General features: G+C 61.2%; 25 protein-coding genes and 1 tRNA gene. 11 read left to right on the top strand and 15 right to left on the bottom strand.

Annotation, left to right across the window (positions count from 1 at the left end):
- Positions 1-52 precede the first annotated feature (52 nt).
- Complete coding sequence (locus MIC97_RS05730) at positions 53-652, bottom strand: TetR/AcrR family transcriptional regulator (RefSeq protein WP_239799230.1); 600 nt, start codon at positions 650-652, stop codon at positions 53-55.
- 68 nt (positions 653-720) lie between these two features.
- Here MIC97_RS05730 and MIC97_RS05725 point away from each other — a divergent pair, with 68 nt between their 5' ends.
- Together MIC97_RS05725 and MIC97_RS05720 are read left to right on the top strand one after the other, a co-directional pair.
- The gene (locus tag MIC97_RS05725; RefSeq protein ID WP_239799229.1) at positions 721-1,170 is read left to right on the top strand and encodes a VOC family protein; all 450 of its coding nucleotides are present in this window, start codon (positions 721-723) and stop codon (positions 1,168-1,170) included.
- Between the two features lie 253 nt (positions 1,171-1,423).
- Entirely contained in the window at positions 1,424-2,290 is an 867-nt protein-coding gene (locus tag MIC97_RS05720; RefSeq protein ID WP_239799228.1) for an NAD(P)-dependent oxidoreductase, read from the top strand.
- 99 nt (positions 2,291-2,389) lie between these two features.
- Here the strand turns inward: MIC97_RS05720 and MIC97_RS05715 are convergent, their stop codons facing one another.
- The 5 genes from MIC97_RS05715 to MIC97_RS05695 all read right to left on the bottom strand — a co-directional run bounded on the left by MIC97_RS05715 (position 2,390) and on the right by MIC97_RS05695 (position 8,703).
- The gene (locus tag MIC97_RS05715; RefSeq protein ID WP_239799227.1) at positions 2,390-3,310 is read right to left on the bottom strand and encodes a restriction endonuclease; all 921 of its coding nucleotides are present in this window, start codon (positions 3,308-3,310) and stop codon (positions 2,390-2,392) included.
- 166 nt (positions 3,311-3,476) lie between these two features.
- Positions 3,477-4,439 carry a protein kinase gene (locus MIC97_RS05710; RefSeq protein ID WP_239799226.1) on the bottom strand — a complete coding sequence of 321 codons (963 nt, stop codon included), beginning with the start codon at positions 4,437-4,439 and terminating at the stop codon, positions 3,477-3,479.
- Positions 4,440-4,772: 333 nt separating this feature from the next.
- A complete protein-coding gene (locus MIC97_RS05705; RefSeq protein WP_239799225.1) occupies positions 4,773-5,555 on the bottom strand; it encodes a hypothetical protein in 783 nt (260 codons plus the stop codon).
- Positions 5,556-5,944: 389 nt separating this feature from the next.
- Positions 5,945-6,397: a GNAT family N-acetyltransferase gene (locus tag MIC97_RS05700; protein ID WP_239799224.1), complete on the bottom strand. Its 453-nt coding sequence runs from the start codon at positions 6,395-6,397 to the stop codon at positions 5,945-5,947.
- A gap of 356 nt (positions 6,398-6,753) precedes the next feature.
- Positions 6,754-8,703 (bottom strand): OmpA family protein, encoded by a 1,950-nt coding sequence (locus MIC97_RS05695; RefSeq protein ID WP_239799223.1) that lies wholly within the window; start codon positions 8,701-8,703, stop codon positions 6,754-6,756.
- A gap of 174 nt (positions 8,704-8,877) precedes the next feature.
- Between MIC97_RS05695 and MIC97_RS05690 the strand changes: the two genes are divergently transcribed.
- Positions 8,878-9,324 carry a YcgN family cysteine cluster protein gene (locus tag MIC97_RS05690; protein ID WP_239799222.1) on the top strand — a complete coding sequence of 149 codons (447 nt, stop codon included), beginning with the start codon at positions 8,878-8,880 and terminating at the stop codon, positions 9,322-9,324.
- A 17-nt stretch (positions 9,325-9,341) separates the two neighbouring features.
- Here MIC97_RS05690 and MIC97_RS05685 read toward each other — a convergent pair whose 3' ends face one another.
- The 4 genes from MIC97_RS05685 to MIC97_RS05670 all read right to left on the bottom strand — a co-directional run bounded on the left by MIC97_RS05685 (position 9,342) and on the right by MIC97_RS05670 (position 12,825).
- Positions 9,342-10,196: a sulfite exporter TauE/SafE family protein gene (locus tag MIC97_RS05685; protein ID WP_239799221.1), complete on the bottom strand. Its 855-nt coding sequence runs from the start codon at positions 10,194-10,196 to the stop codon at positions 9,342-9,344.
- Positions 10,197-10,319: 123 nt separating this feature from the next.
- Positions 10,320-10,757 carry a YqaA family protein gene (locus MIC97_RS05680; protein ID WP_239799220.1) on the bottom strand — a complete coding sequence of 146 codons (438 nt, stop codon included), beginning with the start codon at positions 10,755-10,757 and terminating at the stop codon, positions 10,320-10,322.
- 341 nt (positions 10,758-11,098) lie between these two features.
- On the bottom strand, positions 11,099-12,163 hold the full coding sequence (locus tag MIC97_RS05675; protein WP_239799219.1) for a tyrosine-type recombinase/integrase: 1,065 nt from the start codon (positions 12,161-12,163) through the stop codon (positions 11,099-11,101).
- An 8-nt stretch (positions 12,164-12,171) separates the two neighbouring features.
- The gene (locus MIC97_RS05670) at positions 12,172-12,825 is read right to left on the bottom strand and encodes an AAA family ATPase (RefSeq protein ID WP_239799218.1); all 654 of its coding nucleotides are present in this window, start codon (positions 12,823-12,825) and stop codon (positions 12,172-12,174) included.
- 257 nt (positions 12,826-13,082) lie between these two features.
- Between MIC97_RS05670 and MIC97_RS05665 the strand changes: the two genes are divergently transcribed.
- The 4 genes from MIC97_RS05665 (at position 13,083) to MIC97_RS05650 (ending at position 15,165) form a co-directional block, all read left to right on the top strand.
- A complete protein-coding gene (locus MIC97_RS05665; protein ID WP_275592320.1) occupies positions 13,083-13,535 on the top strand; it encodes a phage tail terminator-like protein in 453 nt (150 codons plus the stop codon).
- Between the two features lie 40 nt (positions 13,536-13,575).
- Entirely contained in the window at positions 13,576-14,310 is a 735-nt protein-coding gene (locus MIC97_RS05660) for a hypothetical protein (RefSeq protein WP_239799216.1), read from the top strand.
- Between the two features lie 85 nt (positions 14,311-14,395).
- Positions 14,396-14,848, top strand: coding sequence for a branched-chain amino acid ABC transporter (locus MIC97_RS05655; protein ID WP_239799215.1), 453 nt, complete (start codon positions 14,396-14,398; stop codon positions 14,846-14,848).
- 89 nt (positions 14,849-14,937) lie between these two features.
- Positions 14,938-15,165: a hypothetical protein gene (locus MIC97_RS05650; RefSeq protein WP_239799214.1), complete on the top strand. Its 228-nt coding sequence runs from the start codon at positions 14,938-14,940 to the stop codon at positions 15,163-15,165.
- A gap of 577 nt (positions 15,166-15,742) precedes the next feature.
- Here the strand turns inward: MIC97_RS05650 and MIC97_RS05645 are convergent.
- Positions 15,743-16,138, bottom strand: a complete 396-nt coding sequence (locus MIC97_RS05645) for a hypothetical protein (RefSeq protein WP_239799213.1) — start codon at positions 16,136-16,138, stop codon at positions 15,743-15,745.
- Positions 16,139-16,199: 61 nt separating this feature from the next.
- Between MIC97_RS05645 and MIC97_RS05640 the strand changes: the two genes are divergently transcribed.
- The 3 genes from MIC97_RS05640 (at position 16,200) to MIC97_RS05630 (ending at position 18,236) form a co-directional block, all read left to right on the top strand.
- Positions 16,200-17,483 carry a hypothetical protein gene (locus MIC97_RS05640; protein ID WP_239799212.1) on the top strand — a complete coding sequence of 428 codons (1,284 nt, stop codon included), beginning with the start codon at positions 16,200-16,202 and terminating at the stop codon, positions 17,481-17,483.
- A gap of 120 nt (positions 17,484-17,603) precedes the next feature.
- Complete coding sequence (locus MIC97_RS05635; RefSeq protein WP_239799211.1) at positions 17,604-17,951, top strand: hypothetical protein; 348 nt, start codon at positions 17,604-17,606, stop codon at positions 17,949-17,951.
- Positions 17,952-18,026: 75 nt separating this feature from the next.
- Positions 18,027-18,236, top strand: coding sequence for a CsbD family protein (locus MIC97_RS05630; RefSeq protein ID WP_035029157.1), 210 nt, complete (start codon positions 18,027-18,029; stop codon positions 18,234-18,236).
- 320 nt (positions 18,237-18,556) lie between these two features.
- Here the strand turns inward: MIC97_RS05630 and MIC97_RS05625 are convergent, their stop codons facing one another.
- Genes MIC97_RS05625 through MIC97_RS05615 form a run of 3 tightly spaced genes read right to left on the bottom strand, consistent with a single transcriptional unit; the run spans position 18,557 to position 19,593 of the window.
- Positions 18,557-18,697, bottom strand: a complete 141-nt coding sequence (locus MIC97_RS05625; RefSeq protein WP_239799210.1) for a hypothetical protein — start codon at positions 18,695-18,697, stop codon at positions 18,557-18,559.
- Positions 18,675-18,875 carry a hypothetical protein gene (locus MIC97_RS05620; protein WP_239799209.1) on the bottom strand — a complete coding sequence of 67 codons (201 nt, stop codon included), beginning with the start codon at positions 18,873-18,875 and terminating at the stop codon, positions 18,675-18,677. The genes MIC97_RS05625 and MIC97_RS05620 overlap by 23 nt, the downstream gene beginning before the upstream one ends.
- A gap of 40 nt (positions 18,876-18,915) precedes the next feature.
- Positions 18,916-19,593 (bottom strand): SOS response-associated peptidase, encoded by a 678-nt coding sequence (locus tag MIC97_RS05615; RefSeq protein WP_239799208.1) that lies wholly within the window; start codon positions 19,591-19,593, stop codon positions 18,916-18,918.
- 26 nt (positions 19,594-19,619) lie between these two features.
- Here MIC97_RS05615 and MIC97_RS05610 point away from each other — a divergent pair, with 26 nt between their 5' ends.
- Entirely contained in the window at positions 19,620-20,012 is a 393-nt protein-coding gene (locus MIC97_RS05610; protein ID WP_239799207.1) for a hypothetical protein, read from the top strand.
- Between the two features lie 56 nt (positions 20,013-20,068).
- Here the strand turns inward: MIC97_RS05610 and MIC97_RS05605 are convergent.
- Positions 20,069-20,144: transfer RNA gene (locus MIC97_RS05605), tRNA-Ile, on the bottom strand.
- Positions 20,145-20,163: the final 19 nt, after the last annotated feature.

Here is a 20,163-nt window from a genome sequence, read left to right as displayed (position 1 = left end):
TCCGGGGGCTGATCCGGGGGCTGATCGGAGGGGCTGATCCGGCGGGCGGGAATCATGTCTGCGGCAGGAACAGCCCGTCGATCAGGGCACTGAGGGTTTCGATGAAATCCTCCCGCCCCGCGCCGGCCTCTATGGACAGGGCGGCGCGGTCGAAGGCGGCGGAGAGCAGCGCGGTCAGCGCACCGGGCGGAACCCGCCTCATCGCGCCTTCGCGCATGGCCGCTTCAAGCCCCTCCCGCAGGGTGCGGGCGCCATGCCTTGCATCGATTTCGTCCATGACGGCGCGGCCAAGCACGGCCGGCCCATCCAGCAGCAGCAGGCGGGTGCGGCCGGGCGCCGCCATTGCCGTAAGAAAGGCCATGCCGCCATCCAGAAGGGCCTGGCGGGGATCTTTGGTATCCGGCGCCGCATGGCCGATAGCGGCCGCGACGTCCGCCGCTTCCTGCTCGACCACCGCCCGGAACAGGGCCTGCTTGTCGGCGAAGTGATGATAGAGCGCGCCGCGCGTGACGCCGGCGGCGGCAACGATCTCCGGCGTCGCCGTTTCCGCATAGGACTTTTTAATGAACAGCGCCCGCGCCGCAGCCATCAGTGCGGTGCGGGTCGCCCCGGTGCGTTCGCGGTTGGTGCGGCGGGGGTTTTCCTGTTGCATACATGCAGCCTGTATGTTAATTGAAGAAACATGCAGACTGTATGTTAATTCAAGCCGCGAGGAAAGCCATGAAAACGACCAGCTATTATCCGGTCATCATGACCGGCGCCGTTGCCGCCACGGCGGACTTCTATGTGCAGCATCTGCGCTTCCGGCCGCTGTTTTCGAGCGACTGGTATGTCCACCTGCAATCGCAGGACGATGAAACCGTCAATCTGGGCATCGTCGACGCCGGCCACGAGACGGTGCCGGAGGCGGCGCGGGGCAGGGGTGCGCAGGGGCTGCTGATCAATTTCGAGGTCGAGGACGTCGATGCCGTTCATGAGCGGATCGCGGCGGCCGGGCTGCCGATCCTGCGCAGCCTGCGCGACGAACCTTTCGGCCAGCGGCATTTCATCTTCGCCGATCCGAACGGCGTGCTGATCGACGTGATCACGCCGATCCCGCCCTCGGCGGAATTTCTGGCGCAGTATGAGGACTGCGCGGCAGCGAGCCCGGCCAGCGGAGCCGCAACGTAGGGCCGGGCTTCCATTCCGGCCTGAAACCGGCCGGAAATTCCAATCGCACCTTACGTAAACGTAATTTTTTTGCCTGGCAGGCTTGCGCGGCGCGGAGGATCGGGGCAAGGATCGGTCCCGGAGCGCCACGCATCCATGCCGGTGCGCAAGGCAGGCTCCGGCATATTGATCGAGCATCGGGGATCGAGCATGGGACCATCCGGAACCGGATGATCCCGCCGGTCCGACGCTCCAGCTGAAGAGGAGGCCGGACATGTCCCTTAAAGGAAAGACCCTGTTCATCTCGGGCGGATCGCGCGGCATCGGGCTGGCGATCGCGCTGCGCGCGGCCCGTGACGGCGCCAATGTCACCATCGCCGCCAAGACCGCCGATCCGCACCCGAAGCTGCCCGGCACCATCTATACGGCGGCCGAGGAGATCGAAAAGGCGGGCGGCAAGGCGCTTCCCGTGCTGTGCGACATTCGCGAGGAAGAGCAGGTTCTGGACGCGGTCGCCCGCACGGTCGAGGCGTTCGGGGGCATCGACATCTGCGTCAACAATGCCAGCGCCATCCAGCTTACCGGCACGCTGGAAACCGACATGAAGCGCTTCGACCTGATGCACCAGATCAACACGCGCGGCACGTTTCTGGTGTCGAAGGTGTGCATTCCGCATCTGAAGCAGGCGCAGAACCCGCACATCCTCAATCTGGCGCCGCCGCTGGACATGGACGCAAAGTGGTTCAGGAACCATGTCGCCTACACCATGGCCAAGTTCGGCATGTCGATGTGCACGCTGGGCATGAGCGCGGAAATCGCCGGCGACGGCATCGCCGTCAACTCGCTGTGGCCGCTGACGGCGATCGACACGGCAGCCGTTCGCAACGTGCTGGGCGGCGAGAGCATGGCCTCGATGAGCCGCACGCCCGACATCATGGCCGACGCCGCTTACGCGATCTTCAACCGACCCGCACGCGAAGCGACCGGCAATTTCTACATCGACGAGGAAGTGCTGAAAGCCGAAGGCGTGAGCGACTTCACCCCCTACGCCCCCGGCGCAACCGGCCCGCTGGTGGCCGACTTCTTCCTGCCCGACGAAGTGATCGCGCGCTCGGAGACGAAGCTGGCGGGGATGTTTTAGGGCGGCGGAGTGCGGGTTGGGAAGCTGACTGGCAGGTTTCGGGCCAATACGCTGGAAAGCTGCCCTTTATCTGGTTGACGAGTTTCGGCGTAAGGCCAATCATCGAGAGGCCTCCACCTGCGCCACTACGGCGCGGACACGCGTCATGCCCTCGTCTGGGTTCGCATAAACGCCCTCGCGGCGCAGGATCTCTCCTTCTGGGGTTGATACCACCCAGAGACACAGCTCTAGCGGATTGTCCTCGGGCACGAGCGCACCAAGCGCCGGGTCATTGCTCGGCCCCACCACGGCCACAAAATGCTGGTCCACCAGCCGCTTGGTGGTTTGGTATTCCATGAAGTAGCCCAGCGATAAATCGAGCTTGCTATGCGTAGGGTGGTCCGGATCGTAGACTACTATGAACACCATTGCGCCTCGCTCCGCTGCCTCGGCTTGAGCTGACTTGAGGTCGTCATGGGGCGGTCGCAGGAAGAACCTATTGGCGCTATATTGAGGGTCCGTCGACGGGGATGAGGCGAGCGCCGCCGCGTGCGAAGCCTGTATCCATCGGTTATAAGAACGTGGCATGTAGCGCGCGGCGAGCACTCGTCCGCGCGGGCTGTCCAGAAGTTTCCGCTCGATCGCGTCGCTGTCAAGCTGCAGATATTCGAGCGTCGGCCGCAGGGCGCTCAGCGTCTGGCTAAGGCCGCTGCTCGGAAGTGTCGAGTAGAACGCCACAAAGCCATGGCAGCGATGAGTACCGAGGCGGTCGCGGACATTCGACTCGTCACCGGGGGTAACGGAAGCGCCTGAGTGCGCCTTGTGCTTGCAACTCACCAGCCAGCGCACCACGTTCGCGCCACCTGGCCCTAGCCGATCCTCTTCGACAATGATGTCTCGGCCACCATCGGCGCCTCTGTCGGGCTGCTCGACGATCCTGAAGCCTTCAGCAATGAGAAACTCGCGCGCAAAAAGCTCGAAGCGGTCCCTGTCGGGGCCACTCTGTGCGGATGGGATTTCAGTAAACTCTAACGCTGCCATGTGGGTCCATTTAGTACCTTGTGAGGCTGGGATTAACTGAGGTGTGATCTCGACATTATTTGACTGACTTTCTTGTTCGCCACGCAGACCATTGCGTCGCCCATGTCCCGAGATTGACTAGATGTCTTCGCGCTTTTCCAAGAAGGCCTCATTGCGCGATGACGCGTTACCTCATCATGCCAGTCGCGCTCAAATCAGCGCTGCATACCTCAGAGTGAATAATATTAAGCTGTTGCAACACCTTCTTTGCGGATGGCCTATCAGATGCGTTGCTTTTCAGCATTTCTTCTACGAGGGCGTCCAAGCGAGCCCCCGATGCCCCTGCCAGCTTCCGAACATCCAGATGTATATCGTCGGTAACTGCTTGCGGTCGTTTCTGGGGGTTAAATCCGGTCAGTGAGCGATAGAGTACCAGACCGAGCTGATAAATATCCGAAGCCGGACTTAAGTCTACCTGTTCACCTCTGGCTATCGCGACAAGCTCTGGGGTTCGGTGAAAAAAGGGCATGGCAGCATATGCCGCAACTTCGTCAGCCTCTTCTTTCCCGCCATCAGCCATCAGCACTTTTGCCAAACCAAGGTCTCCAAGTCGTGCCGATTGCCCATGCACCAGAATGTTCGCCGGCTTGATGTCACGGTGGACGATCGGATATTCTTGACTATGAAGATAGGCAACTCCCGACGCTACGTTGTACACGTAGCGGAGCGCCTCTAGCCGCGTAAGGCGCGGCGTCCCAATGCCCACAATGTTCTCGAAATTCTCGGGCAAATAGTCCACCACAGCAAAAGGATACTCGCGGTCGCCGGACTTATAGGTTCCCGTATCGTAGATTCTGAGCAGCGCTGGATGCTTTAGGGTTTGATAGTGCTTGATCTCATCTAAGAACCGATCGCGACGCTTCTGGTCGCTGATCTTGTGAAAAACTTTCAAAGCGAATTGCATCCCCTGATGCTCGCCGGAAGTGCAGGTGACAAGAAAAGCCGTACCATTTCCACCCTTTCCAACAAATCTCTGGTTAAGGTAGAATTCTCCCTTAGCGGATATCACGGACTGCAGATGCGATAAGTAGAAGGAGTCAAAATCCTTCTCAGCGGCTTCAAGTTTCGTGGTACATGCTTCTTCCGCCATGCAGCCCCCCTTGGCATCAAGCTCACTTCCCCGTTCGTCGCCGCGAGTCGCTTAGTGACGGCAATGTGCCTCAAAACGGCTCTTGCTTCGGTCGTGTCAGACCGCTCGACACGCTACACGCACGCCGCAGTGAAACCAACCTGTCAGAGACTGCCGAAAGTCTGTTTCACTGGATTGATGCTCAAAATGCCGCCGCTCCGTTTCTGGCCCGATCACGCCGACAGTTGGGAACTCAGGAGCGGCAAATTTCAGGAGAACGGCAGCAACCTGGAAACGGCAGAGATGGGGTCGCAAGCCGCCCGCCGGGCGGACGTTGCGATTCCGGTCGGGGGCTCAGAGCCCCCTTGCGGTGCGCACCCATTGTTCGATTTCGGCAAGGTTGCCCGGCACGGGCAGGCCGCACTGGTTGAGTTCGCGGTCGAGGAGCAGGGTGATGCCTTCCTTGCCCTTGCCGAAGGCGTCGGCGATCGGGCCGCTCTCGACGGTGGTGGTGGCGTTGCGGATGTCGGACGCATCCTGACACAGGTGCACCACCTTGCCGCCGGCGGTCCACCAGACAAGGTCCTGACCGACGAGGTGGGTGACGACCTGCGATTCCACCGCTGCCTGTTCCTGCGACAGCGGCTTGAAGTCGATGCCGAGCACGGTTGCCGCGATGGCGACGATGATGCCGGCGGCACCGGCAATGTTCTTCTGCTTCGCGTCCATGTCCTTGTTGAGGAAGATCATGACGATCAGCGGCAGGAAGGCCAGAAGCGCGATGAACGCGCCGAGCTGGTTCTGGATGAAGAATTTTACCGGCTGCTTGTTCGAGGCCGGATCCAGATGATTGGCCTTCTTCCACAGCACCGAGCCGACGATGGCGAGCACGCCGATCACCGCGATGAAGCCAAGCAGCGTGTAGCAGCGCCATTGCGGGAAGCCCTGACTGGCGGCCAGCTCGTCGAAGGACGGGCGCATGACCCAGAAGATGGCGACGAGTTCAAGAATGATGGCCACCGCCCACAGCACCAGCGCGATGATGCGCGAACGGGTTGCCTGAGCCTTCGCCTCCGGCGTGGGTGTGAATATCGGAGTGTCGGCCTTAGCCGCCGTCTTCGTGGAAACTTTCGCCATTGGCCCGAACCCTCTCCTGTGCCGCGCATGTATCGCGCGCGGCAATGCCGGTAAAAAAACCCGCCAGATGTTAGCAGTTTTCCTGTGTCGAAAAGACCGCCACGCAACATAATCCCCAATCCTGATCGCCAATATGTCAGTGAGCGTTTTTTTGAGGCGCGGAGGAACGGAAACGACGCTGGTCCGGGAACATTTTTCTACTGTTGGACCGTTTTCGATGCATCGGTGCGGCCGCATGATCCCTTGCCGGCGGAAAGAGACCGGGCAGGGCGGTTGCCGCTGCCCGGTCTCCGGAGAAGTTCTGCGAATCGCAAAAACCTCTCCGGCCCCTCAGTTCGGTGCAATTGCACATGTCAGCGCGCCGTGCGGCTTCGGCGGAATTGCCGCCGTCATTTCGTCAGGCGCAGCAGCGCGTTTTCGAAGGGGAGGCCTTCGTCGTCACTGGCGCGCCGCGACAATTCCTCAAAGCCGAGCGATGCATAGAAGCGCATGGCGCCCGTATTACGCGTATAGACTTCCAGTGAAAGCTCGCCCCTGAGGTTCAGGGCATGGGCGATCAGCCTGCGGCCGATGCCCAGCCCTTGCCATTGCGGCGCGACGAAAATGCCGCCGACGAACGTGTCGAGCAGGCTGATGAAGCCGGCCGGGACATCGCCGACGCAGGCAACCCAGCTTTCCGCGCCGGGAAGATACCGGGTTTCGATCAGCACCTGCTGGTCGAGCAGGCGCTGCTCGCCGATGAATGCATGGGCGATGCGGGAGGCTTCCAGCCAGATTTGTGACAGCGCGGGCGTGTCCGTTTCCGGGGCACAGGCCCGGATCGAAATGTCGTTGTTCTTCATGAGAACTCCGCAAAAAAAGATATGCAAAGAGGTTCCGCACCTCTTTCGGGTGCCGGCGATGCCGCTAGGTGCGGCTCAGGTGAAAGCCTCTGCGCATAAATCTCCTTCTGCTGTGCGGGCTTTGTATGAGCGCGGCAGGAAGGCGTCAAGCAGCATGGCGCCCCGAGTCGATTCGGGCCGTTGGCAGGCGTTTTGCGGTGGTCGGAAACGAGAGTGCCCCGTCGGTGGGGACCGGCGGGGCGTTTTTCCGCCGAAACGGAAAGGGCAGGGAACCCTTCAGTCTATCTGGGGCGGAAGACGCCGGGATTCAATGCGTCAAAACCCTGGCGTCATCACTTTGTTTATCCGGCTTTCATTCAATTGGCCTGCGCCACCGGGGCGACGAGCGGGGTGATCCGGCGGATCGTCACGCGCCGGTTCTCGCGTTCCGGCTTCTGCGTGTTGATCTTGAGATACTGCTCGCCATAGCCCTGCGTTGCCAGATTTTCCGGCGGGATGCCGAAGGCGCCGGTCAGCGCTTCGGCAACCGCCTCGGCACGGCGGTCGGACAGCGCCAGATTGGCCTGATCGGAGCCGACCGCATCGGTGTGGCCCTCGATCAGGAAGGTTTCGGCCGGGTTCTTCTCCAGCATCCTTTCGATGGCCGTGGCGACGCCATCCAGCTTCTCGATCTCGCTGTCGCCGACGGAGGCGGAGCCGAACTCGAAGTTGAGCGTATCGAGATCGACGCGCCGGGCGATATCGCGCACGCGGGCCGAGCGCTTCACCTCTTCCACCGAATAGAGACGCTGGACGCGCTCCACCGGCGGCTGCTCGAGGAAGCGGTAATAGGCGTCCGGATCCCGCACCCGGCGCGATTCCAGAATGTAGTCGTCGCGCGGGATGGTGAGGCGGATGGGCGGCAGATCATAGCCCGGATCGCGCCACTCGCGCACATCGTCATAGCGCTGCTCGTCCGCATAGCTGAGGATGTATTCGCGCCCGTCCGGCGTGATGCGCGAACGCTGGATCACGTCGCCATGGCGGTTGCGGATGGTGACGATCTGGCTGCCATTGTCGCGGATGATGACCTCGCGGGTGCGGCCGCGCGGCAAATCCTCGTAATAGACGTCGCGGGCATCGCGGGTCATGCGCGGACGGTCGTTGCTTTCAACGATGGTCTGGCCGCCGAGCTGCAGGATCACGCGGTCGCCGATCTCGCGCAGCACGTCGATGCCGTCAGCGCGCTCGCGGCGCGGTTCGGGCGGACGCTCGCGCCGTGTGCCTTTCTCCTCGATAGCCGGCACGATCTTTTCAGGCGCGATGGCCTGCTGGGCGGCGCGGTCGTCCGCCGGCGGCGGGCCTGCATCGACAGGCGCGGGCTGGGGCGCCTGTGTCTGGCCATCGGGGGTCTGGCCAGCAGGGGTTTGGCCGTCAGGCGCAGGCGCCGGGGTAGGCACGGGCTGAGCGCCGTCGGGGGCGGGCTGTCCACCTTCAGCAGGTGGGGGCGCTTGCTTCTGGCTGTCAAGAAGAGGTGCCTCGTCGGGATTGGCGGGAGGCGCTTCGCTCTGCGTTGGCGGCTGGGGGGCAGGCTGTTCGGGCTGCGCCGGTTGCCCGGCTGGCTGACCCTGTTCATTGTCGTTGCCCGGCTCGGGAGGCTGGCGCGGAGCCGTCTCGCCGTTTTCGGCGGGTGCGGGTTGTTCAGCCACCGGGGCTTCGGGCGCAGGTTTTTCGGCCTCCGGCTGGTGGGCTGGTTCCTGTGCTTCGGGTTCTGGAGCGCTGGGCGCGGGAGCCGCGGGCTGCTCGGGTTGCGGAGCCGGGGCGGGCGCTGACTCCGGTGCCGGCTGTGGAGCGGGCGCTTCCGGCTGGGGGGCAGGCTCCGGCTGTGGAGCGGGTTGCTCGGGCGCTGGCTGTTCGGCCTGCGGTTCTGGTTCCGGTGCAGGCGCTGGTTCGGGCGCGGGTGCTGGTGCGGGCTGAGGGGCTGGCTCAGGCGCGGGAGGCGGCGCAGGTTCAGGGGCCGGTTCAGGGGCAGGCGGCGGTGCCGGCTGAGGCGCGGGTTCGGGTTCCGGAGCGGGTTCAGGCGGCGGGGGCGGAGGCGCGGCTTCCGGTTCCGGCGCCGGGCGCTCTTCGGCCGGCTGCTGCTGGCGGGGCGCGCAATTCTCTGCCGCCTCGCCTTCGGGGCATTCGGCCTGCGCCAGCATCAACGGGCTGTCGCCCATGGAAGATGCAATCCCGGCCTTGCCGCCAAGGGGCAGCGCGGCAAGCGGCCCGGTGGCCATGAGCAGGCCAAGTGCGGTGCCCGCGAGAATTCCAGGGTGAAGTTTCATGCAGTTGCTCTCCTTCAAGGTCCCTATCTTGCCGAAACTTGCCGTCCCGCAATTGGTTCCGACGAATAATGGTTATGCAGGATGCAAGGCGTTTGCCAGACCAAATCATGGCCGTACCGTGTCCGTTTCGCGGCCGGCTTGACCTTCGTGGTCCCACGGGCCACATGCGGGGTCATGGAAAAGCCTTTCTGGAAAACCAAAGCGCTTGAGGAGCTGAGCGCGGCCGAGTGGGAATCGCTGTGCGACGGCTGCGGCAAGTGCTGCATGTCGAAGCTGGAGGACGAGGATACCGGCGACATCTACTGGACCAGCGTGGCCTGCCGCATGTTCGATGCGGGCACATGCCGTTGTTCGGATTACTCGAACCGGCTTTCGCAGGTGTCGGACTGCGTGGGCCTCACGCCGCAGAACGTGCGCACCATTTCATGGCTGCCCGGCACCTGCGCCTACCGGCTGGTGGCGGAAGGGCGTGATCTCTACTGGTGGCACCGCCTGCTTTCAGGCAGCGCCGAGACGGTGCATGAGGCGGGCGTTTCCATGCGCGGGCGCGTTTGCGCCAGCGAAAGCGATCTTCAGGAGCCGGAAGATTATTTCGACTATGTGCTCGACGAGGAGCCCTGAACTCAGGGCCACAGGGGTCACGACCCGATCATCGACCACAGGAAGCGAAGCGCGATCGCCAGCAGGAACAGGCCGAAGGCGACCTCCAGCCTGCGCTTGGGCAGCGCGTGGGCAAGGCGCGCGCCCCATGGCGCCGTCAGCATGCTGACGGGGAACAATAGCACCATGCCGAGCAGCGACACATAACCCAGCGCATAGGGCCATTGCAGCAGCACGACGTCGGGCCAGGCCGCAGCCTTGCCCCATCCGGCAAAGATGTAGGAGATGGCGCCCGGCACGGCGATCAGCGGCCCAAGACCGGACGAGGTGGCCACCGCCTGATGGATCGGGCGGCCGTAGAAGGTCATGAACAGGCTGGAAAGCTGGCCGCCGCCAATACCCATCAGCGACGACAGCACGCCGATCAGCCAGCCGTAGATGCGCATGACGAAATTTCCGGGAATGTCGCTGCCCAGCTTCCAGCTTTCGCGCGCGCCAAGCAGCTTTATGGCCGAGATGCTGGCGACGACGACGAACACGGTCTTGAACAGGGTTTCGGGCGCATAGCGGGCGACAAAGCCGCCCATGATGACGCCGATGACGACCGGAACCGCCCACAGCTTCAGGATCGACATGTCGACCGCGCCTTTCTTCTGGTGGGCGCGGAAGGAGCGCACCGAAGTCGGCGCGATGATGGCCAGCGAGGTGCCGATGCACAGCGGCATGCGCACTTCATCCGGAACGCCGAGCATGCGGAAGAATTCGTAAAGCACCGGAACGATGACCGCTCCGCCACCGACACCGAACACGCCGGCCAGCAGGCCGGTGAGCGCGCCGGCAGCCCCAAGGGCGACGACGATGATGAAAAGTTCGTAGCCGGAAATGCCGAACATGGTGCCTCGGTGCTGGAATCGTGCCTTGGGAGAAGGCAGGTCACGGGCTCATAACCTTTTTGCATTCACCGCGCCACCTTGCCGTCGCAGGCTGCATGGCGTGTTTTTACAGAAGGCCCGGCTTCACAAAAGGCCAAGCGTGATCGCCGCCACCACCAGATAGCGGCCGGTCTTGGCGATGGTGACGAGGAAAAGGAAGCTCGGCAGCGGTTCCCGCAGCACGCCGGCGGCGACCGTCAATGCGTCGCCGACGAGGGGCGCCCAGCTCAGCAGCAGCGACCAGCGACCCCAGCGGTGATACCAGCCCGTTGCGCGCTCAAGCGCCTTGTCGCCGACGGGAAACCATTTCCGGTGCCGGAAACGCGCGATGCCGCGCCCCAGCGCCCAGTTGACGACCGCGCCAAGCACATTGCCCGCGCTGGCGACCGCGACGAGCAGCAGGGGCGGCCATTGCCCGGCAACGAGCGCCGCGACAAGTGCTGCTTCCGATTGGGCCGGCAATATCGTGGCCGCGACGAAGGCAAGGCTGAAAAGGCCGCCGAGAACGGCAATGTCTGGCATTTTCTCATCCCGTTCGGGTTGTTACCGGGAGAACATTCGGGAGAAAACCCGACACCAAGCTCATGGCGGTCACCGCGCACAATAGTCAAGGTGAGCATGGCGTGGGGAAGCCGGCAACCGATAACACTGCCGTGGCCGGATCGTTGGAGCGGTCACGGATTGTGCGCCCGAAATTCCTTTTTCGGCTCTCTGCGGGGGTGCAGATCAGTAGCGTATTGATTTTTATGAAAAAAATGGTGGGCCCGGAGGGACTCGTGTTCCTTTGATTTCATTGGGTTATTTTTCGGGGTATCCAAGCAGTTTTCCCGCTACGTTCCGCGGGTATCCAAATGACCGCTGGGTTATCCGTACCGCCTGATCAGCCGTTCCAGGCCGTCAACTGCCAGCCGTTCCTGCTCTGCTTCTCGGCTGTAAAGTTCGACATGATCCAGATCGTCGTGGCCCAAAATTCCGGCCGACTGCTTTGCGGTCGCGCCTTCCTCGGCCAGATACTTTCCCAGCGTCTTCCTGAGACCATGGAATGTGCAGCCCGGCTTCATGCCCGCCATTGTGGTCCAATGCGCCATCATGCCCGTAAGCGACTTGTCCGAAAATGGTTGGCCGTACTCCGTTGAAATCACTGTCTCCGCTCTGCGGGGCAAATCCCGAAGTGCGTCTTCAAGCATGGGTAGCATCAGTAAGCGGAGGACTTTCCCGCCCTTGATCTGTCGAACGGTTATGCGGCGGGCGTCGAAATCAACGTCGCTCCAAAGCTGTGTTGCCACGTCGCTGCGTCGACTTCCTGTCCAGAGAGCGAGAGAATAAGCTGCGCGAGGCATGGTCCCGATTGGCCAGCGCGCCTCGAATGCTTTCCGCTCCGGAAGCGTCCACGCCCTCCAGCCACCGTAAGCCGGGCGCCATTTCAGTTTGTGCGTGGGGTCGTGCTCGATCCAGTCTTCATCCAGCGCTTCACCAATCATCTTTCGGATGGTGGTGAGAAGATGCTTTGCTTTGTGCGGGGTTTCGGAAAAATCACTGAGAAGTGCGCGTACATGCCTGCGCCGAAGATCTGAAACCTGCATTTGCCCCCATGTCTCAGGCGAGTTGGGGTCGACGCGCAGTGCGAGAAATTCTTGGGCCAGGCGCGTGTTCTGGGTGACGGTAGCGGCTTCCAAAGCGCGCCACTCAGGGCTTTTCAGCACTAAACGCCAAGCTGCCTCGAATGACCTCGGCTCTACGCTGTTCGGGAACCGATGTATCTTGGCGACTCTCGGCTTCCTTCCTTCCAGAACGGCCGTGTATGCCTCATGAAATTCTGGACTGCCTGGTTCGCCGGGCAGGTATTTATCCTTGCCCTTGTGCCTGAACCGCCAGCGGGTGTGCCCGTGGCGGTCCTTAAACGGCTTTGCATAGGGATAGTCGCTCATGGCTGCATTTATGCAGCGTGCGTTCGTCTGCGCAATAGGTCGTCTAGGCGATGGTGTCTCCGACACCAAGAGCGGCCCATGCTTGCGGCTCGATCTGCTTCGCAATCACGTCCCGCGCGCTCATGGCTTCCCTCCGCCAGCATCATCGAGACAGTCATCTCGTAGATGAACATCTTCTCCTGAACGACAACGAAGCCTTCGTTCACGATCTCGGTTTTGCCGTTGACCTTGACCTGGGTGACCTTCTCCTTGACCCGGCAGCAGAAGATGAGATGAGCACGGGTCTGCAGAAGCTCGTTCATCAGCTTCTTGTGCCCAGCCTTCGGCTTAGCCCAGCAATGGAGCCCTGACCGCTTCGTCGATTGCTCGATAGCGTCGGCCTGCTCCAGAACGCCGCCGGTGCCCTCCCACTCATGAGAAATGCTGTCGACTATGATGGCCTTGTAGCCCGCGTCCTCGAATGTTTTGATCGCCTCGATGTAACGGGCGGACGTGAAAGGCGGGTCCAGATCGATGACATCGAAGCCGCCGGCCACATCGGCGTAGAACCGGGAGCGCTTGTTCTCAGTGTCGACAAAGCCGATCTTGCCGTTTGGGCCGACGAGCCCGCGAGCGTACAGGATCGCGGAATAGGTCTTACCGGAGCCGGAAGGGGCCGGCAATCGATGTGAGGGTGAACGTCTTTTCGCGGACGGCGCGCTCGATCTTCATGCTGCGCTCCTGACTTGGGGATCCTCGTTATCGCCGGCGCCGAACTCGGGGACACCATCTATCTCGGCTACACGGCTAAATACGGCCAGTTCGTGCATCGTGGAGCCAACGGCCGCGCACCGCGACCTTGGGTCGATCTTGTCGCTCAGCGGTGGGGAACCATCGTCGCGCAGAAGGCCGCAGATGTTGGTAAGAGGTTCGGCCTGTTATGACACCGACGATTCAGACCAAAATCAGCCAGGCCATACAGTCCCGCGTGTCGAGCCTGCCGTTGTTGTATCCGATCCTTTGGACCGATGACGAGCCTGCCGCGCTACCGACGTCTGGCGGCCAGCCTGCGCCCTATGTAGAGGCTCATCACGAGCCGAACAGGACCGTGCGCCTGCTGATCAAGGCAGATGCGCCCCATGAGAGGCCGGGCTTGCTCTTGCTGACGCTCTGCTGGCCGATTGCCAAGCTGGGAACAGGATCCGGCAAGACGCACAGGAACGCGATCCGGGAACAGGCAGGCAAGATTGCGGCTCACTTTCGCGCCGATCTGCGGATGATCTTCGACGGCGTGTCTGTCCGAGTGGCGAAGGCTCCCGATGTTCTCGGGGCATATCGCGATGACGCCTATCTGCGGACACAGGTTCGTATCGCCTACGTCTGCTTTGCCTAACCGCCCCTTCGGCAAGGGCTCATCATGAAAGGATGCCGTCATGGCAGATTTGTTTCCCGTAGCGGGGGACCGCATCTATATTGGCGGTGTCCTCAGTGCAAAGAACGCGGATTTCGTTGCCGCTGACTTCGCCGGCCAGAGCTGGGTGGAGATCGACGGCTGGGAGACCTGTGGCCCGATCGGTGATGCAGCGCAGGAGATCGCGACTGACCTCATCAACCGCGGCCGAACCGTGGTTCAGAAAGGCACGCGCCGTTCACCCGCCATGGAGAACAACTTCGCCATCGTGCCGGGCGATGCGGGTCAGGCTGCGCTTTATGCAGCGGAACGGTCCAAGTTCAACTACGCCTTCCGCATCTTGCGCGATGATGCCCCGCTGGGCGCCCCAAAGGCTGCGACCATCTCGATTGCCGCTCCCGGCGTCGTGTCTGTGGCCGCCCATGGCTGGAGCGCGGGCCAGCGCGTTCGCTTCTCCACGACCGGCGTTCTGCCCGACCCTTTGGTCCCAGGCGACGATTACTATCTCGTCCCGACGGTGAACACCGGCACGTTCAGCATCGCGTCTACGCCGGGCGGTACGGCTATCGAGACGACCGGCGCCCAGTCCGGCACTCATCAGGCAATCGCGGTCGGCATCGGCTCACAGCGCTTGTTCATCGGCCTCGTGATGGGCGCCACGGAGCAGGGCGGACAGGCGAATACGATCAAGATGCTGTCTTCGACCATCGCGCCGAACTCGAACATCGTGCGCGTCTCGGCGCAGGCCCCGGCATAAGCATTTCGCGCGCGAAGCGGCCGCTGGCGTCGTCGGGGCGTCAGCGGCCATCCCCGACACCCGACATTCCGACAAGGTGCACATCATGACCGAAAAAAACTCGGCTTCGGCCGGCTTTGACCTTTCCGCAGTCGATACCGCGGACGAATCCGTGATGGAGGTTGTCGTCAACGGCAGCCCAGTCGACTGGCGCTGGACTTTCGCCGGACCGGGACATCCGAAGACCATCGAGCAGTCGAACAGGCTCGCAAAAGAGCGCCTGCGCAAGGAGAAGCTGCAAGAACAGGCCGTGGTCAACGGCAAGAAGTGGAAGGCCGAGGAAGAGACGGTCGAGCAGGCTCTGGAGCGCAACGTCAGCCTCGTCGTCGATCGGCTGCTTGGCTGGTCACCGGTCAAGATGAATGGGCAGGACTATCCGTTCAGTATCGAGAATGCGCGGGCTGTCCTGATGGATCGCCGCAAGGGCCAACTCCTCATCCAGGCTCTTGAATTCCTTGGCGAGGAACAGTCTTTTACGCAGCGCTCGGAGAAAAGCTGACGGCTTATGCCGAGCGCACCTTTGCCGGTGACGAACACCTTCCGCCGTTCCCGCTGGCGCTTGCCTACGTCTGGCAGGCGTGGTCGCGTTTGCGACGGCGCACGGCGGCCGGGTTCAACGGTCCAAACCCGATAGCGATCGAGGCCATCGACGCTTTTCTGCGCTGCTCAGGTCTTCGGCTCGCGCCTTGGGAGTTCGAGCTTATCGAGGAGATCGACGACCTGTTCCTCGCGTCCGTGACCAACAAGGGCGATGCGCCAGACCCGCGCGTGTCCAGCCGGCCGGCACGGGATGTGTTTGATGCGATATGGGGGTAGGGGGCCGTTCCTTTTACCCGCATAGGCTGCGATCCACATAGGTCTTGTTGCCGCTGGAGTTGATGTAGTAGCAGCCACCGCGGGGGCCGGTATAATAAGTTCGGTAGGTCGTACGAGGCGTGCGGGGTCGGGACGCTGATGCTAGCCTTCTTTTCTGCGCAGCTTGGTACAATGGTGCTGGCGCAGTTAGGTCAGCCGCGTCTGCATAGGCGTGCCTGTCCGCAAGAAGGGGGCGGAACCGAGCGTGGGAAACCGTTTCATCGATAAGTGTCATCGTAGCGAGTTGGGGATGACCAAGCTGGTTTGTCCGAATGGCAATGAAGCCAGTTCTTCCGTCAGAACACTGTAACGGGGCGACGATCTCTGTTTCGGATCCGTAGCGTGAATAGCTGCCGGTGCACGTTGCCGCGTAAGTTGTGCCGGTAACGGTAAAACTTTGTTGATAGATCGCAGAGGTGATGGGCGCCGTTCCGCAAGCCGACAACAAAAAGGCGCTTGCTATCGAAAATCTGCGCACTTTATCTCCCCCAAAAAAGCCCTCCCAATTGAAGCCGAGGGCGAAAGGGAAGTCTAGCGGTTACTTGAATTCCTCCTTCGTGCCGTCGTCGTAGACAATCGACCAAACGCAGGTGCGAATGCTTACGTCGTCTCTGTGAATTGTGGCTAGACGGATGGCGTCTTGAAAAGTGGCCGAGATTATGAATCTGTCACCCGGCTGTACGCGGGCATCCCGTACTAAACGAGGCGACACTAGAGAATTGCCGATGGCATCTGAGAGCATGGCTGCCGCGTTGATCATTCGATAGCCCTGTTTGCCATCATATCGAAGATCGACCTCAACGGTTGTGCTTGTTCCGCTTTGCCCTTTATCCACTGTGGCGCGCCAATCGATAACACTGAATATCGTGTCATTGCATGCTGCGGCTGGCGTAGCCAGTAGCCCTGAAATCACTCCTATCAATAGAAAGCGCACGCTGTTCCTCCCGCCTGAAAGGCAGGGAGGTTAGCTCGCTGTCGCCTATGAGGTAAAGCCCATGGCAGACATCGCCCACCTCGGACTTTCGGTCGAATATCAGGATGCGGACAAGGCTGCACTGGCCCTTACAAGGATGTCGGCCGCCGCCAAGAAGGCAGAGGATGCGGCGGCAGGTGTAGTTGGGGCATCCAGCAAGGCCGCGAAGGCGGCGGCGACCATTACGGCTGGAACCTCAAAAGCTCGTATCGAATGGGAGACTTATGACGAGGTCGTCGCTCGCACCGGCTCCAAGATCAAAGATGCCGCTCGGTCCGCAGATGATGCCGCCAAGAGCGTAAAAGGTCATGGCGAGGCGGCGAACGACACGGCCAAAGGCATTGAAAATGCTTCACTGGCGGCACAGGGCTTTTCGGTGGCGCTGGGGAAAGTCAAAGAGGTGATTGCCGGCTTCGTCCTAAACGCTGTCACGGTCGCCGTGGGCGTTCTCATTGCGGAACTCGCCAAGCTGGTAGATTGGGCGCAGTGGGCGAAGGCTGGACTCTACACGTTGGCCGATGCGATTGAGGCGGTTGCGCCGTATGCCGCAATGGCGGCGGCTGGTCTCGCGCTTATCTATGCGCCCGCTATATTGGCTGGCCTGCAGGCCGTAACGCTCGGCATCCTCAGCGCCGCCAAGGCTGTAGGCACTCTTGCAATCGCCCTCGTTGCCGCCAACCCCGGCGCCGCGTTTGTCCTCGGCATTACAGCCGCCGTCGGCGCGGCAAACATATTCCGGGATGAACTCGCCCAGATATTTGGGCGCGACATCGTGAAGGACGTTAAGGATGGTGTGAATACCATTATCGGAGCGATGGTTGGCGCATACGATGCGGTCGTCGCGGTATGGAAGGCTCTACCCGGTGAGTTCGGTCGTCTGGGCAAGATGGCGGCAAACGCGCTGCTGGATGGGCTCGGAAGTCTGACGATTGATTGGAAGAATCCTTTCACAGGCAACGTCACCCGCCTTGTGGATTTTGATTTCTCAGATCTCAAGCAGAAGGTGGATGAAGTTGAAGCTGGTGCAGAGAAAGTGGCACAGGCAGCCTACCAAGATGGCAAAGGTCCAGAGACTGACGTGCGCGTCGATCTGCGCAAGGCGCGCATCCTCACAATCATCGCAACATATCTCCGTGGCCGTGCGTCGGGTGCGCAGCGTGAGCGGGACAGGCAGGCAGCAAAGGAGCGGGACAGCTATGCCAAGCATATCGAGGATATCGAACTCGCTGCCACTGCTGGCCGTGCTGTGCGGCCTGACGATGGCGGGATGCAGTCAGACCCCAACAATCGCGACAACGCGCGCTGAGTGCGCTGTCTGGCCGGTGATCACCTATTCGGCCGGCGATGATAGCGCACAGACAGTGCAAGAGATCAGGCAGGCCAATGCGGCCCGGAAAGTGTGGTGCGGGAAATGAGCCGTGAGACAATGGCCGAACGGCAAGCCCGGCTGGAAGAGCAGATGCGCGCTCTGTCGGCTGGCATTGCGGCGCTTGTCGAGCAGGGCAAGGAGGCCGCAGAGAGCCGACGCCGCGGATACCAGGCGCAGGAAGAAACTCGGATCGAGATCATCAACCTGAAGCATCGTATGGATGGGATGGAGCGGGCGGTCGACGGCATCAAGCCGACCACGCTCGAACTGGAACGGGTGCGAGATCGCGTCATGTTCGCGGGCAAGCTTGGTCAGGGGCTCTGGTCAGCGGGCAAGATTTTGCTTGCTGCTGCGGCGGGCGCGGCGTCGGCATGGTACGCGGTGACAGGAAGGCCACCGCCGTGATTGACGCGAACTTTTCCCGAACCATTTCGGTCCTCCCGCGTTGGCTATTCGTACCCCAAAACAAGGAGGCCCAAAATGGACTGGAACCGCGTCGAAGGAAACTGGAAGCAGATCAAGGGCAAGGTCAAGGAACAGTGGGGCAAACTCACTGATGATGATCTTGACGTGATCGCTGGCAAACGCGACCAGCTCGAAGGCAAGATCCAGGAGCGTTACGGGCTCGAAAAAGATCGGGCAAAACGCGATGTCGATGACTGGTATGGCCGCCAACAGTGGCTCGACTAAGCCATAGGGGGCATTATGGTTCCCCGGCCCGTCATCCGAAAGGGTGGCGGGCTTTTCTCATTCTTCAGCGATCGCAGCTGTAGGATTGGGATCCACTCTCGCTGGGACAATGGAGATTGCCACGACTGCGCCTAGGACGGCAGCGGCAAACGCGACCAAGAATATGTGAATTGCTGTATTCATATTGCGACCCTCCTGTCCGATAGTTAACAAGAACGGGAGCAAGATGTTCCGCAGGAACGACGAAACCAAAATACGCTGAAGCCGGACGGCCAGTCACTCGTCTGCCAATTCTTTGGCTGAATTTTGCAAGCGATTTTCTACAGGTGGTTTGGATCATTTTCGATCACAATGTGGCGCGCGTCGCGTTCCAGAATGGCGCCCAACACCTCCGCGACTTCTTTCAGCAGCGCCTGCATCTGGTTGGTGTCGAGCTTTTCAGCATGATCTGCGGCGTCCATAGGCCATCCGCTGATTGGGGATCACGCGCTCAATGGCTGCAAGCGCCTCCGGGATAGACCAGCCTGCGGTTGATGCTCGGTCAAGCAGATCGGTGATCGCGTAATCCATGGCCTCTTCGCAATCGACCTCACGATCAACATAGAGGCCGGGAGCTTTGGGAGCTATGATCTTGGTCATGCGCCTCAAACGGTGGATGTGGGCTTTGGTTCCCACGCAATCATTGCGGGTTCAGGGGCCCGATAAGTCCGGCGTGATCAGTCCCGCCTCGCGTTGCATTCACCTCGCGGCCAACACGGTAGAACTCCAACTCGCCATCGAGATCATGCACCAGTAGCTCTTTGGCTTCGGGCACGGGCGTGGCCGGATCGAGCCATGCATCGTAGACAGTCGGATCAAGAATGATCGGCTGGCGGTCGTGCAGTCTCTTCATCGGTTCCTGCGCTGCGGCAGTCAGGATTGTACAGCTCGTTATGTCGAGCGCAGGATTGTATGCCCACAGCCCGGCGAAACTGAACGGCTGCTGGTCCGGCAAGTGGATGAACCAAGGATCTTTCCCACCATCCTCGGCTTTGGTCCATTCGTAGAAGCCGTCGGCGGGGATCAGGCAGCGTTTGCTTTTGAAGCTGTCGCGGAACGCAGGCTTCTCGGCCGCGTCTTCCGAGCGGGCATTGAAGAGGGCGTACTTGGGCATCTCCTTCGCCCATGACGGCACCAGCCACCAGCGGCCCTCACGGACCTTCTGATAGCCGTCTTTGCCCTCAGTGATGAAAAGCACTTCCTGTGTCGGGGCGATGTTGTAGCGCGCCTCTGTGTTCCGACCTTCCTCGGAATCAGTCAGCTCGTACATTCGGTGAATGTCGCGCCAGCTATGGTAACGGGTAAAGCGTCCGCACATGCGCTCTACCTTGCCACTGAGTCGACTTGACGGCAACAGTGTGTCGTTCCACTTATGTTCTCATGAAGAGGAAGTGGTCCAGCGCAACGGAACTCGCAGATGCCCTGCGCGCAAGAGCAGGTGAAGGTCTTACGACTGTAGTTTCGCCGGAAACGGCGAAGCTGATAGCGTTCTTGATCGACCCGCCTCGACGACCTCCGGACCGCTTCCATATCGACGCCTACGCGCAGGGGAGCGCCATCTACAAACTCGACGCCAAGGGTGAAATCGACGAGGTCGTAGCTTTTGCCAAGAGCACTTTGACCGCTCGTGCCGCGTTTCTGGAGTTGTGCGAATCCAACCCTCGCTATTCATTTTCTCAGCGCCGGAAGTCATGGGTGGAAGATGAGAGGATCGTTCACGAAGAGGACATTGGATAACCGTCTGGATACCCTTTATGGATACCCATATATAAACAATTGATTTCAAAGGGAAATGGTGGGCCCGGAGGGACTCGAACCCCCAACCAAGCGGTTATGAGCCGCCGGCTCTAACCATTGAGCTACAGGCCCCACGCAGGGCTGATTAGTT

Source organism: Aquamicrobium sp. NLF2-7 (assembly GCF_022359935.1).
Classification (GTDB): domain Bacteria; phylum Pseudomonadota; class Alphaproteobacteria; order Rhizobiales; family Rhizobiaceae; genus Mesorhizobium; species Mesorhizobium lusatiense.
Note: the sequence above shows the minus strand (reverse complement) of the source record. Positions and strands in the feature narration are given on the sequence as shown.

What these genes read in the sequence shown, in the direction of transcription:
- MIC97_RS05730 (WP_239799230.1), bottom strand. Translation starts at nt 652, where the DNA reads ATGCAACAGGAAAACCCCCGCCGCACCAACCGCGAACGCACCGGGGCG.
- MIC97_RS05725 (WP_239799229.1), top strand. Translation starts at nt 721, where the DNA reads ATGAAAACGACCAGCTATTATCCGGTCATCATGACCGGCGCCGTTGCC.
- MIC97_RS05720 (WP_239799228.1), top strand. Translation starts at nt 1,424, where the DNA reads ATGTCCCTTAAAGGAAAGACCCTGTTCATCTCGGGCGGATCGCGCGGC.
- MIC97_RS05715 (WP_239799227.1), bottom strand. Translation starts at nt 3,310, where the DNA reads ATGGCAGCGTTAGAGTTTACTGAAATCCCATCCGCACAGAGTGGCCCC.
- MIC97_RS05710 (WP_239799226.1), bottom strand. Translation starts at nt 4,439, where the DNA reads ATGGCGGAAGAAGCATGTACCACGAAACTTGAAGCCGCTGAGAAGGAT.
- MIC97_RS05705 (WP_239799225.1), bottom strand. Translation starts at nt 5,555, where the DNA reads ATGGCGAAAGTTTCCACGAAGACGGCGGCTAAGGCCGACACTCCGATA.
- MIC97_RS05700 (WP_239799224.1), bottom strand. Translation starts at nt 6,397, where the DNA reads ATGAAGAACAACGACATTTCGATCCGGGCCTGTGCCCCGGAAACGGAC.
- MIC97_RS05695 (WP_239799223.1), bottom strand. Translation starts at nt 8,703, where the DNA reads ATGAAACTTCACCCTGGAATTCTCGCGGGCACCGCACTTGGCCTGCTC.
- MIC97_RS05690 (WP_239799222.1), top strand. Translation starts at nt 8,878, where the DNA reads ATGGAAAAGCCTTTCTGGAAAACCAAAGCGCTTGAGGAGCTGAGCGCG.
- MIC97_RS05685 (WP_239799221.1), bottom strand. Translation starts at nt 10,196, where the DNA reads ATGTTCGGCATTTCCGGCTACGAACTTTTCATCATCGTCGTCGCCCTT.
- MIC97_RS05680 (WP_239799220.1), bottom strand. Translation starts at nt 10,757, where the DNA reads ATGCCAGACATTGCCGTTCTCGGCGGCCTTTTCAGCCTTGCCTTCGTC.
- MIC97_RS05675 (WP_239799219.1), bottom strand. Translation starts at nt 12,163, where the DNA reads ATGAGCGACTATCCCTATGCAAAGCCGTTTAAGGACCGCCACGGGCAC.
- MIC97_RS05665 (WP_275592320.1), top strand. Translation starts at nt 13,083, where the DNA reads ATGACACCGACGATTCAGACCAAAATCAGCCAGGCCATACAGTCCCGC.
- MIC97_RS05660 (WP_239799216.1), top strand. Translation starts at nt 13,576, where the DNA reads ATGGCAGATTTGTTTCCCGTAGCGGGGGACCGCATCTATATTGGCGGT.
- MIC97_RS05655 (WP_239799215.1), top strand. Translation starts at nt 14,396, where the DNA reads ATGACCGAAAAAAACTCGGCTTCGGCCGGCTTTGACCTTTCCGCAGTC.
- MIC97_RS05640 (WP_239799212.1), top strand. Translation starts at nt 16,200, where the DNA reads ATGGCAGACATCGCCCACCTCGGACTTTCGGTCGAATATCAGGATGCG.
- MIC97_RS05635 (WP_239799211.1), top strand. Translation starts at nt 17,604, where the DNA reads ATGGCCGAACGGCAAGCCCGGCTGGAAGAGCAGATGCGCGCTCTGTCG.
- MIC97_RS05630 (WP_035029157.1), top strand. Translation starts at nt 18,027, where the DNA reads ATGGACTGGAACCGCGTCGAAGGAAACTGGAAGCAGATCAAGGGCAAG.
- MIC97_RS05625 (WP_239799210.1), bottom strand. Translation starts at nt 18,697, where the DNA reads ATGGACGCCGCAGATCATGCTGAAAAGCTCGACACCAACCAGATGCAG.
- MIC97_RS05620 (WP_239799209.1), bottom strand. Translation starts at nt 18,875, where the DNA reads ATGACCAAGATCATAGCTCCCAAAGCTCCCGGCCTCTATGTTGATCGT.
- MIC97_RS05615 (WP_239799208.1), bottom strand. Translation starts at nt 19,593, where the DNA reads ATGTGCGGACGCTTTACCCGTTACCATAGCTGGCGCGACATTCACCGA.